The following is a 12,820-nucleotide window of genomic DNA, read 5'->3' on the forward strand; positions in this document are numbered from 1 at the left end:
GAAGGCGTCCGGAAACGCCGAAGGGCCCGGCCCTCCCGAAGGAGAACCGGGCCCCACGGACCAATCAGCGGCTCAGGGCCTACAGACCCGCGGCCTTGCGCAGCGCGTCCACGCGGTCCGTCTTCTCCCACGTGAAGTCGGGCAGCGCGCGCCCGAAGTGGCCGTAGGCGGCCGTCTGGGAGTAGATCGGGCGGAGCAGGTCGAGGTCGCGGATGATCGCGGCCGGGCGGAGGTCGAAGACCTCGGAGATCGCGGCCTCGATCTTGTCCGTGTCGACCGTGGCCGTACCGAAGGTCTCCACGAAGAGACCGACCGGCTCGGCCTTGCCGATCGCGTACGCGACCTGGACCTCGCAGCGCGCGGCGAGACCCGCGGCCACGACGTTCTTGGCGACCCAGCGCATCGCGTACGCGGCCGAGCGGTCGACCTTGGACGGGTCCTTGCCGGAGAAGGCGCCACCGCCGTGCCGGGCGTAGCCGCCGTACGTGTCGATGATGATCTTGCGGCCGGTCAGACCCGCGTCGCCCATCGGGCCGCCGATCTCGAAGCGGCCGGTCGGGTTGACCAGCAGGCGGTAGCTCTCGGTCTCCAGCTTGATGCCGTCGTCGAGCAGCGCCTTCAGCTCCGGCTCCACCACGAACTCGCGGATGTCGGGGGCGAGCAGGGAGTCCAGGTCGATGTCGCTCGCGTGCTGCGAGGAGACCACGACCGTGTCCAGGCGGACCGCCTTGTCGCCGTCGTACTCGATGGTGACCTGGGTCTTGCCGTCGGGGCGCAGGTAGGGGATCGTCCCGTTCTTGCGCACCTCGGACAGGCGCCGCGAGAGGCGGTGCGCGAGGTGGATCGGGAGCGGCATGAGCTCCGGCGTCTCGTCGCACGCGTAGCCGAACATCAGGCCCTGGTCGCCCGCGCCCTGCTTGTCGAGCTCGTCCTCGTCGCCCTCGACGCGCTTCTCGTACGCCGTGTCGACGCCCTGTGCGATGTCGGGCGACTGCGAGCCGATGGAGACCGAGACGCCGCAGGACGCGCCGTCGAAGCCCTTCTTCGACGAGTCGTAGCCGATCTCGAGGATCTTGTCGCGCACGAGCTGCGCGATCGGCGCGTAGGCCTTCGTGGTCACCTCGCCGGCCACGTGCACGAGGCCGGTGGTGATCAGCGTCTCGACGGCGACGCGGGACGAGGGGTCCTCGCGCAGCAGCGCGTCGAGAATGGTGTCGCTGATCTGGTCAGCGATCTTGTCGGGGTGACCCTCGGTCACGGACTCCGAGGTGAACAGGCGACGGGACACAACGCTCCCTGTGGTTGCAGCGGCTGCTGGCTGATCATTTGACGGTTGGTGCGGGGGGCTGCGCCCGGCACCGTCCGGGAACAGTTTATCGGTCGTACTCGCCGGCCGGTCCACGTGTCTCGCCCAATGGGAGCCCTGTGACCTGCGACACCGCATTCTGCGATACGACGATCGCTCTTCGGAAGGGTACTGCTCGCCCGAAAATGGCGTGTTTTCCGGGTTTCCCTGCGCCAAACGCGTCGGATGTGAATTTCACGTACCGGTGAGGTTCCGCGCGTGTTCGGCCAAGGTTCAGCCCGCCGCCGCGGGCGTGAGCCGCCGCGCCGTCTCGTCCCAGATGCGGTCGGCGAGTGCTTCCTTCGGGCCGTACGGGACCGGTGTCTCATGCCCGTCGGCGCCCAGGATCACGGCCTCGTTCTCCTCGGAGCCGAAGGTCTTGCGCTCCCCCACCTCGTTGACGACGAGCAGGTCACAGCCCTTGCGGGCGAGCTTGGCGCGGCCGTTGGCGAGGACGTCGTCGGTCTCCGCGGCGAAACCGACGACGACCTGGCCCGGGCGGGCGCGGTCGGCGGACAGCTCGGCGAGGATGTCGGGGTTGCGGACGAGGGCGATCGGCGCGGGCTCCTCGCCGTCCCTCTTCTTGATCTTCCCGGTGGCGTACGCCTCGGGGCGGAAGTCGGCGACGGCGGCGGCCATGACGACCGCGTCGGCGTCGGCGGCCGCCCTGAGGGCCGCCTCGCGCAGTTGTACGGCCGTCCCCACGTGGACGACGTCGACGCCCGCGGGGTCCGGCAGGTCGGCGTTCGCGGAGAGCAAGGTGACGCGGGCGCCGCGCGCCGCCGCCGTGCGGGCGAGCGCGTAGCCCTGCTTTCCGGAGGAGCGGTTGCCGAGGAAGCGGACCGGGTCGAGGGGCTCGCGGGTGCCGCCGGCCGATACGACGACGTGACGGCCGGCGAGGTCCTGCTCGGCGTCGCCGCGGACGAGCACCCGGCGCGCGTACTCGAAGATCTCCGTCGGGTCCGGGAAGCGGCCCTTGCCGGTGTCGACGCCGGTGAGGCGGCCGACGGCCGGCTCGATGACGAGGGCGCCGCGGCGGCGCAGCGTGGCGACGTTCTCCTGGGTGGCCGGGTGCTCCCACATCTCGGTGTGCATCGCGGGGGCGAAGACGACCGGACATCGGGCGGTGAGGAGCGTGTTCGTGAGGAGGTCGTCGGCGAGGCCGTGGGCCGCCTTGGCGAGCATGTCGGCGGTGGCGGGAGCGACGATCACCAGATCCGCGTGCTGGCCGATGCGCACGTGCGGCACCTCGTGGACCGCGTCCCAGACCTCCGTCGAGACCGGGTTGCCGGAGAGCGCCGACCAGGTCGCGGCGCCGACGAAGTGCAGCGCCGAGTCGGTCGGCACGACGCGCACGTCGTGGCCGGACTCCGTCAGTCGACGCAGCAGCTCACACGCCTTGTAGGCGGCGATTCCGCCGCTGACCCCCAGAACGACCTTCGGCTTCGACGACACCGGCTCTCCCCTGACTCGAACACGTACGAACGAAAAGACGTACGACTCCATGACACACCACAGGCCCGACAGCTGCGCTGCCGGGCCTGAAGTACCGAACCTACGAACTACACGAGCGTTACTGGACCGGGCCCTCGATGGCCTCGGACGTCAGCAGACCCGCGTTGATCTCACGAAGGGCGATCGAGAGCGGCTTCTCGTGGACGTGCGTGTCCACCAGCGGGCCGACGTACTCGAGCAGGCCCTCACCGAGCTGCGAGTAGTACGCGTTGATCTGACGCGCGCGCTTGGCGGCGTAGATGACCAGGCTGTACTTCGAGTCGGTGGCCTCGAGGAGCTCATCAATCGGCGGGTTGATGATGCCCTCGGGCGCGGTGATGGTAGAGGACACTCTCTGCCTTCCGATGGGGTTAAAGATCAAAGAACTTTCATCAAGGCTAGCAGCTCACGGGCCACGCCCTCGACGGAGGTATTGACAAGCGTGGTGTCGAACTCCGACTCGGCGGCGAGCTCCACCTTGGCGGCCCCGAGACGGCGCTCGATGACCTCCGGCGCCTCCGTACCGCGCCCGGTGAGCCGGCGGACCAGCTCCTCCCAGCTCGGAGGGGCCAGAAAGACCAGCTGCGCCTCGGGCATCGACTCCCGGACCAGGCGGGCACCCTGGAGGTCGATCTCGAGCAGCACCGGCTCCCCCGCCTCCAGGCGGTCGAGCACGGCCCGGCGCGGGGTGCCGTAGCGGTTCCCCGCGAACTCGGCCCACTCGAGGAGCTCACCGTTGGCGATCAGCTTGTCCATTTCCTCGTCGGTGACGAAGAAGTACTGGACACCGTGCTGCTCGCCGGGGCGCGGCTTGCGGGTCGTGGCCGACACCGAGAGCCAGACCTCGGGGTGTTCCTTGCGCATATGGGCGACAACCGTGCTCTTGCCGACCCCCGAGGGGCCGGAGAGCACGGTCAGCCGCGGACGTTCACTCATGCAGCGATTATTCCAGTTGTTCCGGAGTGCCCGGACCAGCTCCGGGAATCAGCCCGGGGCGGCCACGGCCACTCAGGCGCCGGTGCTGCCGAACTCGCGCTCCAGGGAGGCGATCTGGTTGGAACCGAGACCGCGCACCCGGCGGGATTCGGAGATCCCGAGCCGCTCCATGATCTGCTTGGCGCGGACCTTGCCCACGCCCGGCAGGGACTCGAGGAGGGCGGAGACCTTCATCTTGCCGATGACGTCGTTCTCCTGGCCCTGCTTGATGACCTCGTGGAGGGAGGCGCCGGAGTGCTTGAGTCGATTCTTGACCTCGGCCCGCTCCCGGCGAGCCGCGGCGGCCTTTTCGAGCGCGGCTGCGCGCTGTTCAGGGGTAAGGGGCGGAAGAGCCACGCCTACGTCACCTCGGATGTCGAACTGTCGGATACGGACCGGTGAGGAACCTAGTCGCCCCACACCTGGGGAGCAACGAACAACCCGCTGGCGTGCAGTTGACCGTTGACTCTCGACGGAGACTAGCGGGCATGGCCGCCAGAGTCAGCGAGAACAGACGAAAAGTCCTGGTCAGCCTCTGCCGAGCCGTACATTTGGGACAAATCGACCAAGAATCTGGACAGGTTTCGGACGCAAAACCCAAGGTCGGCACGGAGTGCCACCCTTAAACCTCGCGCCGACCCCCGATCCGACCCCCTCGTCAGGCCCCCGCGACGGCCTCGCGCACCTCGTCCGCGAACCGCACGGAGGCGTCCCGAAGGGCGGCGACCGACGGTCCCGCCTTGAGGACACCACGGCTCACACTCGGTACGACGTTGTGGACGGCCGAGCCGAAGACCGCGGGAAGATCGGCCGCCGTGGCACCCTGCGCCCCGATGCCGGGGGCGAGGAGCGGGCCGTTGATGTCCAGCTCGTAGGAGGACAGATCGCCGAGCGTCGCGCCGACCACGGCCCCGAAGGAGCCCATGGGGGCCTCCCCCGCGTTCTCCTCGGCGAGGTGCCCGAGCATCGTCGCCCCTACGTTGCGGCCGTCGGCGCGCACCGCGTGCTGCACCTCGCCGCCCTCGGGGTTCGAGGTGAGCGCAAGGACGAAGAGGCCGGCCCCGGACTCGCGGGCCAGGTCGGCGGCCGGCCGCAGGGACCCGTAGCCCAGGTACGGCGAGACGGTCAGGGCGTCCGAGAACAGCGGGGAGTCCTTGCGCAGGAAGGTCTCCGCGTACGCGGCCATGGTGGAGCCGATGTCGCCGCGCTTGGCGTCCATGACGACGAGCGTCCCGGCGGCACGCAGGTCCGCCACGGCCCGCTCCAGGACGGCGACGCCGCGCGAGCCGAAGCGCTCGAAGAACGCCATCTGCGGCTTGACCACGGCGACCGTGTCGGCCAGCGCCTCGACGCACGCGCGCGTGAATGCCTCCAGGCCCGCGATGTCGTCGTTCAGGCCCCAGGAGGACAGCAGGGCGGCGTGCGGGTCGATACCGACGCAGAGCGGGCCGCGCTCGTCCATGACGCGGCGCAGGCGGGCGCCGAAGGGTTCCATCGAGGTCATGCGGAGGCCTTCTTCCTCACGTCGGCGCCGATCGCGTCGGCGAGCGTGGCGTACGGGGAGTCGCGCAGGCGGGCGGCGAGGCCCTTGTGGATCGCGCGGGCGTAGCAAGGGCCTTCGTAGATGAAGGCGGAGTAGCCCTGGATGAGGGTGGCACCGGCGAGGATGCGCTGCCAGGCGTCCTCGGCGTTCTCGATGCCGCCGACACCGACGAGGGTGATCCGGTCGCCCACGCGCGCGTAGAGGCGGCTGAGCACCTCCAGGGAGCGCTCCTTGAGGGGTGCGCCGGAAAGGCCGCCGGTCTCGTTCACGACGTCGCCCTTGGTGGCGAGGCCCTCGCGGGTGATCGTCGTGTTCGTGGCGATGATGCCGTCGAGGCCGAGCTCCACGGCCAGGTCGGCGACCGCGTCGACGTCCTCGTCGGCGAGGTCGGGCGCGATCTTCACCAGGAGCGGGACACGGCGCGACGTGACGGTGCGGTCGGCCGCCTCGCGCACGGCGCTCAGGAGCGGCCGCAGCGACTCCGTGGCCTGGAGGTTGCGCAGGCCGGGCGTGTTCGGCGAGGAGACGTTCACGACGAGGTAGTCGGCGAACGCGGCGAGCCGCTCGGTCGACTTCACGTAGTCGGCCGCGGCGTCGGCCTCCGGCACGACCTTGGTCTTGCCGATGTTGACGCCGACCGTGGTCCTGAAGACCGGGTTGCGGGAGGCCAGGCGGGCCGCCACGGCGAGCGAGCCCTCATTGTTGAAGCCCATGCGGTTGATGAGCGCGCGGTCCTGCACGAGGCGGAAGAGGCGCTTCTTGGGGTTGCCCGGCTGGGCCTCCCCCGTCACGGTGCCGATCTCGACGTGGTCGAAGCCGAGCATCGACATGCCGTCGATCGCGATGGCGTTCTTGTCGAAGCCGGCGGCGAGGCCGAAGGGGCCGTGCATCCGCAGGCCCAGGGCTTCGGTACGCAGCTCCTTGTAGCGCGGCGCGAGATACGCGGCTACGAAGGTGCGCAGAACGGGTGTGCGGGCCGCCAGGCGGATCCAGCGGAAGGCCAGGTAGTGGGCCTTCTCGGGGTCCATGCGCTTGAAGACGAGGTTGAAGAACAGCTTGTACATGCCTGAAGTCCTATAGGTCCTCATGAGGCGGTGGCCTCATGAAGAGGGGGACACCGGTGTGGTGTCCCCCTCCTGGGCTGCTACTGGATCCTTAGTCGCGGGCCGCGGTCAGGTGCTCCGCGTGCTCCTGCAGGGAGCGCACGCCCACGTCGCCGTGGCCCAGCGCCTCGATGCCCTGGACGGCCGCGGCGAGCGCCTGGACCGTGGTCAGGCACGGCACGGAGCGGGAGACCGCCGCCGTACGGATGTCGTAGCCGTCGAGGCGGCCGCCGGTGCCGTACGGGGTGTTGACGATCAGGTCGACGTCACCGTCGTGGATCAGCTGGACGATCGTCTTCTCGCCGTTCGGGCCCTCGCCCTCGGACTGCTTGCGCACGACCGTGGCGTTGATGCCGTTGCGCTTGAGGACCTCGGCCGTGCCGGAGGTGGCGAGGAGCTCGAAGCCGTGGGCGACCAGCTCGCGCGCCGGGAAGATCATCGAGCGCTTGTCGCGGTTGGCGACGGAGATGAACGCGCGGCCCTTGGTGGGCAGCGGGCCGTACGCGCCCGCCTGCGACTTGGCGTACGCCGTGCCGAAGACGGAGTCGATGCCCATGACCTCGCCGGTGGAGCGCATCTCCGGGCCGAGGACCGTGTCGACGCCGCGACCGTGGATGTCGCGGAAGCGCGACCACGGCATGACGGCCTCCTTGACGGAGATCGGCGCGTCCATCGGCAGCGTGCCGCCGTCGCCGGTCGCCGGGAGCAGGCCCTCGGCGCGCAGCTCGGCGACGGTGGCGCCCAGCGAGATGCGGGCGGCGGCCTTCGCGAGCGGCACCGCGGTCGCCTTCGAGGTGAAGGGGACCGTGCGGGACGCGCGGGGGTTGGCCTCCAGGACGTAGAGGATGTCCCCGGACAGGGCGAACTGGATGTTGATCAGTCCGCGCACGCCGACGCCCTTGGCGATGCCCTCGGTCGAGGCGCGCAGGCGCTTGATGTCGTGGCCGCCGAGCGTGATCGGGGGCAGGGCGCACGCCGAGTCGCCGGAGTGGATGCCGGCCTCCTCGATGTGCTCCATGACGCCGCCGAGGTAGAGCTCCTCGCCGTCGTACAGGGCGTCCACGTCGATCTCGATCGCGTCGTCCAGGAAGCGGTCGACGAGGACCGGACGGGACGGGCTGATCTCCGTCGACTCCTCGATGTACGAGGAGAGGCGCTCCTCGTCGTACACGATCTCCATGCCGCGGCCGCCGAGCACGTACGACGGGCGGACGAGGACCGGGTAGCCGATCTCGTCGGCGATGGTCTTCGCCTCCGCGAACGTGGTGGCGGTGCCGTGCTTCGGGGCCGGAAGGCCGGCCTCGGCGAGCACGCGGCCGAACTCGCCGCGGTCCTCGGCGGCGTCGATGGCCTCCGGCGAGGTGCCGACGATGGGCACGCCGTTGTCCTTGAGCGCCTGCGCCAGGCCCAGCGGGGTCTGGCCGCCGAGCTGCACGATGACGCCCGCGACCGGACCGGCCTGCTGCTCCGCGTGGACGATCTCCAGGACGTCCTCGAGGGTCAGCGGCTCGAAGTAGAGGCGGTCGGACGTGTCGTAGTCCGTGGAGACCGTCTCCGGGTTGCAGTTGACCATCACGGTCTCGTAGCCGGCGTCGCTGAGCGCGAAGGAGGCGTGGACGCAGGAGTAGTCGAACTCGATGCCCTGGCCGATGCGGTTCGGGCCCGAGCCGAGGATGATCACGGCGGGCTTCTCGCGCGGCGCTACCTCGGACTCCTCGTCGTACGAGGAGTAGAAGTACGGCGTCTTGGCGGCGAACTCGGCGGCGCAGGTGTCGACCGTCTTGTAGACCGGGCGGACGCCCAGGGCGTGCCTGACCTCGCGCACGACGTCCTGGCGCAGGCCGCGGATCTCGGCGATCTGGCGGTCGGAGAAGCCGTGCCGCTTGGCCTCGGCGATCAGGTCCTTCGTCAGCTCGGGGGCCGCGGCGAGCTCGTCGGCGACCTCCTTGATGAGGAAGAGCTGGTCGACGAACCACGGGTCGATCTTCGTGTAGTCGAAGACCTCCTCGGGCGTGGCACCGGCGCGGATCGCTTCCATGACGGTGTTGATGCGGCCGTCCGTCGGGCGGACCGCGGCCTCCAGGAGCGCCTTCTTGTCGCCGGTCTCGCCGACGAAGGAGAACTGCGAGCCCGCCTTCTCCAGCGAGCGCAGCGCCTTCTGGAACGCCTCGGTGAAGTTGCGGCCGATGGCCATGGCCTCGCCGACCGACTTCATGGTCGTGGTCAGCGTGGAGTCGGCGCTCGGGAACTTCTCGAAGGCGAAGCGCGGGGCCTTCACGACCACGTAGTCGAGCGTCGGCTCGAAGGAGGCCGGCGTCTTCTCGGTGATGTCGTTCGGGATCTCGTCCAGCGTGTAGCCGACGGCCAGCTTGGCGGCGATCTTCGCGATCGGGAAGCCGGTGGCCTTGGACGCGAGGGCCGAGGACCGCGAGACGCGCGGGTTCATCTCGATGACGATGACGCGGCCGTCTTCGGGGTTGATCGCGAACTGGATGTTGCAGCCGCCGGTGTCGACGCCGACCTCGCGGATGATCGCGATGCCGATGTCGCGCAGCCGCTGGTACTCGCGGTCGGTCAGCGTCATCGACGGGGCGACGGTGATCGAGTCACCGGTGTGCACGCCCATCGGGTCGAAGTTCTCGATGGAGCAGACGACCACGACGTTGTCGTTCTTGTCGCGCATCAGCTCCAGCTCGTACTCCTTCCAGCCGAGGATGGACTCCTCCAGGAGCACCTCGGTGGTCGGGGAGAGCGTGAGGCCCTGACCGGCGATGCGGCGCAGCTCCTCCTCGTCGTGCGCGAAGCCGGACCCGGCGCCGCCCATGGTGAAGGAGGGGCGGACGACGACGGGGTAGCCGCCGAGCTCCTCGACGCCCTTCATGACGTCGTCCATGGAGTGGCAGATGTACGAGCGGGCGGACTCGCCGTGCCCGATCTTCCGCTTGACCTCCTCCACGACCTCCTTGAAGAGGTCGCGGTCCTCGCCCTTGTTGATCGCCTCGACATTGGCGCCGATCAGCTCGACGCCGTACTTCTCGAGGACGCCCTGGTCGTGCATGGAGATCGCGGTGTTGAGCGCGGTCTGGCCGCCGAGGGTGGGCAGGAGCGCGTCGGGGCGCTCCTTGGCGATGATCTTCTCGACGAACTCGGGGGTGATCGGCTCGACGTACGTGGCGTCGGCGATCTCCGGGTCGGTCATGATCGTCGCCGGGTTGGAGTTGACGAGGATGACCCGCAGGCCCTCCTTCTTCAGCACCCGGCAGGCCTGGGTGCCGGAGTAGTCGAACTCCGCGGCCTGGCCGATGACGATCGGGCCCGAGCCGATGACGAGTACGGACTTCAGGTCGTTGCGCTTAGGCACGGGCGGACTCCATCAGGGACACGAAGCGGTCGAAGAGGTACGCGGCGTCGTGCGGACCGGCCGCCGCTTCGGGGTGGTACTGGACGGAGAAGCCCGGCTGGTCGAGCAGCTGGAGCCCCTCCACGACGTTGTCGTTGAGGCACACGTGGGAGACCTCGGCGCGGCCGAACTTGGTGTCGCTCACCTTGTCCAGCGGCGCGTCCACGGCGAAGCCGTGGTTGTGGGCGGTGACCTCGACCTTGCCGGTGGTGCGGTCCTGCACCGGCTGGTTGATGCCGCGGTGGCCGTACTTCAGCTTGAAGGTGCCGAAGCCGAGGGCGCGGCCGAGGATCTGGTTGCCGAAGCAGATGCCGAACAGCGGCGTCCTGCGCTCCAGGACGGCGGTCATCAGTGCGACCGGGCCCTCGGCGGTGGCCGGGTCGCCCGGGCCGTTGGAGAAGAACACGCCGTCGGGGTTCACGGCGTACACGTCCTCGGGCGTCGCGGTGGCCGGCAGGACGTGCACCTCGATGCCGCGCTCGGCCATGCGGTGCGGGGTCATGCCCTTGATGCCGAGGTCGACGGCGGCGACGGTGAACTTCTTCTCGCCGATCGCCGGGACGACGTACGCCTCCTTCGTGGCGACCTCCTCGTACAGGCTGAGGCCCTTCATCGCGGGCTGCGCCTGTACGCGGGAGACGAGTTCGGCGTCGGCCGGGAGCGTCTCGCCGGAGAAGATGCCGGAGCGCATGGAGCCGCTCTCGCGCAGGTGGCGGGTGAGGGCGCGGGTGTCGATGCCGGAGATGCCGACGATGTCCTGCGCGACCAGCTCGTCGTCCAGGCTGCGCTTGGCGCGCCAGTTGGACGGTACGCGCGCGGGGTCGCGCACGACGTAGCCGGAGACCCAGATGCGCTTCGACTCGTCGTCCTCGTCGTTCCAGCCCGTGTTGCCGATCTGCGGGGCGGTCGCGACCACGATCTGGCGGTCGTACGACGGGTCGGTGAGGGTCTCCTGGTAGCCGGTCATGCCGGTGGAGAACACGGCCTCGCCGAAGGTCTCCCCCACGGCCCCGTAGGCGCGGCCGCGGAACACCCGGCCGTCCTCAAGGACGAGTACGGCGGGAACCTTCGCGGTTCCCCTGGTGGAGGTGGTCATCGTGCGGTGCCTTCCGTCGTGATCTTCGTGTCGATCATGTTGTTGATGGTGCTGACCCACTCGGCCTGCTCTGCCGCGTGGTCGGCGCGGAAGCCGGAGTCGATCAGCTTGTCGCCGTGCGCCCAGGTGACGATGAGCAGGCCGCCCTCCGTGAGGACCTTGCCGGCGATGCCCTTGTCGAGCCGGGCCTCGCGCACCGCGTCCGCCGGGATGAAGAAGTCCTGCGCCCCGGGGCGCACGACGTCCAGACCGTGGTCGGTGAGCGTCAGCTCGACGCGGCTGCGGGTGCCGAGTCCGTGCGCCACGATGCGGTCGAGCCACTGCCCGGCGCTGGTGGAGCCGTGGTACCGGCCGGTCGTCTCCAGTTTCACCGGGCCCTGCTCGGACGGCGCGCTGGGCAGCTCCGGCAGGTCGCCCTGCAGGGTGCCGCGCCACTTCCAGCCCTGACGCATCAGCCAGTAGACGAGCGCGATGAAGAGCAGCAGACCGACGATCCAGCCGATGCGGTTCGGCCAGTCGGTGACCTCGGCCGACTTCTGTTCGGCGGCGAGGACGGCGATTGGTTGCAGAGGTGTCACGCGAGCTTCCCGTCGGCGAGGGTGGCCTTGCCCCGCAGCCAGGTGTGGGTGACGCGCCCCGGCAGCTCGCGGCCCTCGTACGGGGTGTTGCGGCTGCGGGAGGCGAAGCCCGCGGGGTCCACGTCACCACGGTAGTCGGCGTCGACGAGAACCAGGTTCGCGGGCTCACCTGCCGAGACGGGACGTCCATGGCCGTGGGCCTGCCCGATCTCGGCGGGCTTCACGGACATCCGGTCGGCGACTCCGGCCCAGCTCAGCAGGCCCGTCTCGACCATCGTGGCCTGCACCACACTGAGCGCGGTCTCCAGGCCGACCATGCCCATGGCGGCGGCGGCCCACTCGCAGTCCTTGTCCTCGTGCGGGTGCGGGGCGTGGTCGGTGGCGACGATGTCGATCGTGCCGTCGGCCAGCGCCTCGCGCAGGGCCATCACGTCCCTCTCCGTGCGGAGCGGCGGGTTGACCTTGTAGACCGGGTTGTACGAGCGCACCATCTCGTCGGTGAGGAGCAGGTGGTGCGGGGTGACCTCGGCGGTGACGTCGATACCGCGGGACTTGGCCCAGCGGACGATCTCGACGGAGCCGGCGGTCGACAGGTGGCAGATGTGCACGCGGGAGCCGACGTGCTCGGCGAGCAGCACGTCGCGGGCGATGATCGACTCCTCGGCGACGGCGGGCCAGCCGCCGAGGCCGAGCTCGGCGGAGACGGTGCCCTCGTTCATCTGGGCGTCCTCGGTGAGGCGGGGCTCCTGGGCGTGTTGCGCGACGACGCCGCCGAAGGCCTTCACGTACTCCAGGGCGCGGCGCATGATCACGGCGTCGTGCACGCACTTACCGTCGTCGGAGAAGACGGTGACGCCTGCGGCGGACTCGTGCATGGCGCCGAGCTCGGCGAGCTTGCCGCCCTCCAGGCCGACGGTGACGGCGCCGATGGGCTGCACGTCGCAGTAGCCGTGCTCCTGGCCGAGCCGGTAGACCTGCTCGACGACGCCGGCGGTGTCGGCGACCGGGAAGGTGTTGGCCATGGCGAACACGTTCGTGTAGCCACCGGAGGCGGCGGCGCGCGTGCCGGTGAGGACGGTCTCGGAGTCCTCGCGGCCGGGCTCGCGCAGGTGGGTGTGCAGGTCGACGAGGCCCGGCAGGAGGACCTTGCCCCCGGCCTCGACGACGGTGTCGACACCGTCGCTCGAGATCCCGGTCCCGACCTCGGCGATCACGCCGCCGTCGATCAGGACGTCCTGCGGCTCGCCGCCCAGCACCTTCGCACCACGGATCAGGGTCTTGCTCAT

At 69.8% G+C, this 12,820-nt stretch carries 11 protein-coding genes; all 11 read right to left on the bottom strand.

All coding sequences use genetic code 11. The features are described 5' to 3' along the window. Positions 1–79 precede the first annotated feature (79 nt). Positions 80–1,288 (bottom strand): methionine adenosyltransferase, encoded by a 1,209-nt coding sequence (gene metK, locus ACIA8D_RS24245; protein WP_399235351.1) that lies wholly within the window; start codon positions 1,286–1,288, stop codon positions 80–82. A gap of 291 nt (positions 1,289–1,579) precedes the next feature. Further along, positions 1,580–2,851, bottom strand: a complete 1,272-nt coding sequence (coaBC, locus tag ACIA8D_RS24250; protein ID WP_399235352.1) for a bifunctional phosphopantothenoylcysteine decarboxylase/phosphopantothenate--cysteine ligase CoaBC — start codon at positions 2,849–2,851, stop codon at positions 1,580–1,582. A gap of 67 nt (positions 2,852–2,918) precedes the next feature. Then, a complete protein-coding gene (gene rpoZ, locus ACIA8D_RS24255) occupies positions 2,919–3,191 on the bottom strand; it encodes a DNA-directed RNA polymerase subunit omega (RefSeq protein ID WP_385763087.1) in 273 nt (90 codons plus the stop codon). 26 nt (positions 3,192–3,217) lie between these two features. Then, positions 3,218–3,775 (bottom strand): guanylate kinase, encoded by a 558-nt coding sequence (gene gmk, locus ACIA8D_RS24260; protein ID WP_399235355.1) that lies wholly within the window; start codon positions 3,773–3,775, stop codon positions 3,218–3,220. A 72-nt stretch (positions 3,776–3,847) separates the two neighbouring features. Then, the gene (locus tag ACIA8D_RS24265; RefSeq protein ID WP_026246651.1) at positions 3,848–4,171 is read right to left on the bottom strand and encodes an integration host factor; all 324 of its coding nucleotides are present in this window, start codon (positions 4,169–4,171) and stop codon (positions 3,848–3,850) included. A 301-nt stretch (positions 4,172–4,472) separates the two neighbouring features. Next, on the bottom strand, positions 4,473–5,318 hold the full coding sequence (gene pyrF / locus ACIA8D_RS24270; RefSeq protein ID WP_399235356.1) for an orotidine-5'-phosphate decarboxylase: 846 nt from the start codon (positions 5,316–5,318) through the stop codon (positions 4,473–4,475). Next, positions 5,315–6,421 (bottom strand): quinone-dependent dihydroorotate dehydrogenase, encoded by a 1,107-nt coding sequence (locus tag ACIA8D_RS24275; RefSeq protein ID WP_399235357.1) that lies wholly within the window; start codon positions 6,419–6,421, stop codon positions 5,315–5,317. Before ACIA8D_RS24275 ends, pyrF begins: the two co-directional genes overlap by 4 nt. Before the next feature lie 91 nt (positions 6,422–6,512). After that, on the bottom strand, positions 6,513–9,821 hold the full coding sequence (gene carB / locus ACIA8D_RS24280) for a carbamoyl-phosphate synthase large subunit (protein WP_399235360.1): 3,309 nt from the start codon (positions 9,819–9,821) through the stop codon (positions 6,513–6,515). Continuing rightward, positions 9,814–10,956 (bottom strand): glutamine-hydrolyzing carbamoyl-phosphate synthase small subunit, encoded by a 1,143-nt coding sequence (gene carA / locus ACIA8D_RS24285; RefSeq protein ID WP_399235362.1) that lies wholly within the window; start codon positions 10,954–10,956, stop codon positions 9,814–9,816. The genes carB and carA overlap by 8 nt, the downstream gene beginning before the upstream one ends. Further along, the gene (locus ACIA8D_RS24290) at positions 10,953–11,534 is read right to left on the bottom strand and encodes a hypothetical protein (RefSeq protein WP_399235363.1); all 582 of its coding nucleotides are present in this window, start codon (positions 11,532–11,534) and stop codon (positions 10,953–10,955) included. The genes carA and ACIA8D_RS24290 overlap by 4 nt, the downstream gene beginning before the upstream one ends. Next, on the bottom strand, positions 11,531–12,820 hold the full coding sequence (locus tag ACIA8D_RS24295; protein WP_399235365.1) for a dihydroorotase: 1,290 nt from the start codon (positions 12,818–12,820) through the stop codon (positions 11,531–11,533). The genes ACIA8D_RS24290 and ACIA8D_RS24295 overlap by 4 nt, the downstream gene beginning before the upstream one ends.

It is taken from the genome of Streptomyces sp. NPDC051684, assembly GCF_044453445.1.
GTDB lineage: Bacteria > Actinomycetota > Actinomycetes > Streptomycetales > Streptomycetaceae > Streptomyces.